The 3127-nt window shown below is 67.9% G+C and carries 2 protein-coding genes; one reads left to right on the top strand and one right to left on the bottom strand.

Annotated features, from left to right (window positions below; all coding sequences use genetic code 11):
• Positions 1-1534: ImcF-related family protein (locus DB032_RS23250; RefSeq protein WP_304529390.1), on the top strand; the 1534-nt coding region annotated here is incomplete at its 5' end.
• Positions 1535-1632: 98 nt separating this feature from the next.
• Here DB032_RS23250 and tssI read toward each other — a convergent pair.
• A partial coding sequence (gene tssI, locus DB032_RS23245) for a type VI secretion system tip protein TssI/VgrG (protein WP_146176794.1) occupies positions 1633-3127 on the bottom strand: 1495 nt, incomplete at its 5' end.

Below are 3127 nucleotides of genomic sequence, written 5' to 3'. Positions count from 1 at the left end.
GGTTTCCGCCTATCAAAACCATGGCTTGATCGCCGAGGCCCAGGCCGCCGTCAACGCCCAGCCCAAAACCGCCACGCTGGACAGCGCGCTGCGGCTGCAACGGTTGCTGGAAAAACTGGAAACCCGCCAGTCGCTCGGCGCGCCGTGGTCGGCCCGCTTCGGCCTGAACCGCGACGCCGCCTTGCTGGAACGCTTGCGGCCGCATTACGCCCGCGCCATCGGCCAGGCGCTGATCACACCGGCCCGCAGCCGCTGGGCGCAGCAGCTGCAAGCGCTGAACCAGGCCCCCAGCGCGGAACTGGCCACCGATCCGGCCCGGACCGAACAAGGCTATCAGGCGCTGAAAGCCTATCTGACGCTGGACCAGCCGGCGCGCGCCGAACCGGCCTTCCTCGCCGCCCAGCTGGCGGCGCGAAATGACGGTTTCTCCCCGGCGCTGCTGCGCGCCATGGCGCAGTTCTACGCCGAGCGGCTGGCCGGCCAGCCCGCCTGGCGCATCCCCGCCGACGCGGCGCTGGCCGGGGCCAGCCGCCAGACCCTGATCGGCCAGCTGGGCCGCCAACAGGCCGACGACACCCGCTATCAGCAGATCCTGGCCGAAGCCGCGGCCAAGCATCCGCCGCAGACGCTGGCCGCCTTGCTGCCGGGCCAGGACTTGCGCGGCCTGTGGCGCAGCGAATCCAGCCTGCCCGGCGTATTCACCCGCAAAGCCTGGGACGAGCATCTGCGCGCCGCCTTCGCCAACGCTCACCGCCGCCAAGGCAGTGCCGGCGACTGGGTGCTGGGTGCCGGCGAGGCCGGTCAGGGCCTGGGCGAAGACTGGCAGGGCCTGGGTCGGCACCTGTTCCTGCAACCCTTGGACCAATCCTGGCACACCCTGCTGCAACCGGCGGCGGCCAGCCTCAACCAGCTGTGGGACCAGAGCATTGTCCGGCCATGGCAGGCCAGCTTCGCCGGCCGCTACCCCTTCCACCGCAGCGACGCCGACGCCTCCTTGCCGGAGCTGGGCCGTTTCCTGCACCCCGGCGACGGCCTGGTGCAGCAGTTCGTGCGCCAGCAATTGGGCGGAGTGCTGGAACAACAAGGCGATCAATGGTCGCCGGACCCGGCGGCGGCGCAGGCGCTGCGCTTCGACCTGAACTTCCTCAACGAATTGAACCGCCTGTCGCGGCTGTCCAGCCTGCTCTACGCCCAGGGCGACGCCGGCATCCGCTTCGAACTGAAGCCCACCGCCACCATCGGCCTGGAGGAAATCCGGCTGCAACTGGATCAGCACAGCCTGCACTACTTCAATCAGATGACAAGCTGGAAGGCGCTGAGCTGGCCCGGCGATCCGCTGAAGGCCGGCGCCAGCCTGCAATGGCAGACCGAGAAGACCGGCCTGCGCCAGACCCAGGACCATCCCGGCCGCTGGGGCGTGCTGCGCCTGCTGGAGCAGGCCCAGCGCGAACAGATTGACCGCGCCACGCCGGGTCGGCGCAGGCGATGTCGAGCTGGTAACTGGGCTCCTGCGACAGACGCTCGTCCGCCTTGAAGCTCAACGCGACGCTGTCCGCGTCCAGCAAGGGGCTGTGCAGTTCGATCAAGCGCATCTCCGCTCTCCTTTCCCGTGTCCAAGCCTGCGCCGCGTCATCAGCTTTTCACCTGCATGCCCAGCTTCTTCAGATCCACGCCGGTGTCCGAATAGGACGCGCCGGTGTAGGAATAGCTGACCCCGGTGGTGGAGCAGCTGGAGCCGGTGCTGGACACGCTGGAACCGGTGCTGCTGACCGAGGAACCGGTGGTGGACATGCTGGAGCCGGTGACCCCGGTAGACGAGCCGGTGACCGAGACCGACGAGCCGGTGACGCTGGCGGAAGCGCCGGTGGTGGACACTGAGCAACCGGTGACGCTGGCGGACGAGCCGGTGGTGGACATCGAGGTGCCGGTGACGCTGGTGGACGAACCGGTGGTGGACATCGAAGTGCCGGTGATGCTGGTGGACGAGCCGGTGTCCGACATCGAGGTGCCGGTCACGCTCTTGGAGGTGCCGGTGACCGAGGTGCTGGTCCCGGTGACGCTGGTGGAGGTGCCGGTATAAGAGGAGGACACCCCGGTCATGCTCTGCGACATGCCGGTGGCCGACACGCTGGTGCCGGTCATCGAGGTGGAAATGCCGGTCATGCTCTGCGAGGTGCCGGTCACCGAGGTGCTGGTGCCGGTCAGGCTGGTGGACACCCCGGTAAAGCTGGTGGACACCCCGGTGAAACCGGTGGAAATGCCGGTGAAGCTGGTGGACACGCCGGTAAAACCGGTGGACACCCCGGTGAAGCCGGTGGAAACGCCGGTAAAGCTGGTGGACACCCCGGTGAAACTGGTGGACAGGCCGGTAAAGCTGGTCGATACCCCGGTGAAGCTGACCGACAGGCCGGTGAAGGACACCGACACCCCGGTGTAGCTGATCGAGGCGCCGGTGACCGAGGTGGACGTGCCCTTGACCGAGGTGTTCTTGTCCTGGCCCACCGCCTCCGAGCTATTGCGCTCGGTGGTCTGCTGCATGTCCCGCTCGGCGTGCACCATCACCCGCTCCGCGCCGCGCTGGTCGTCGAAGGTGATCTGGCTGGCGTTGCTGTAACGGCCCTGCTTCAAGGACAAGGAACGCGTGACCAGGCCGGTGTAGCGGATGTCTTTCGGCAGGTCGTAAGGCGTCGGATTGTCGCCGTTGTAGACGATGCCGGTGACCATGGGCCGGTCCAGATCGCCGTCCACATAGGTGACCAGCACTTCCTGGCCCACCCTAGGCATGGCCAGCACGCCCCAGCCCTTGCCGGCCCAGGCTTGCGACACCCGGATCCAGCACGAGGCGTCTTCTTCCTGGGTCTTGTAGCGGTCCCAGTGGAAGTGCACGCGGATGCGACCCAATTTATCGGTATGCACTTCCGCGTTCACCGGCCCCACCACGGTGGCGCTCTGGATGCCGGGCAGGATGGGCTTGGCCGTCAGCCGCAACGGGCGGAACGGCCGGTCGTCCGCCATCGCGCGGAACACGGCCATCACATTGCGGCCCTGGCCGCTGCTGTCCGGCCCGTCCTGCAAGAAAGTCAGCTGGCTGGCGGTCACGTAGTAACGGCGGTTGCGCGCCGCGTCC

The organism is Chromobacterium sp. Panama, assembly GCF_003052555.1.
Classification (GTDB): Bacteria; Pseudomonadota; Gammaproteobacteria; order Burkholderiales; family Chromobacteriaceae; genus Chromobacterium.
This window is presented reverse-complemented; position numbering and strand designations above follow the sequence as displayed.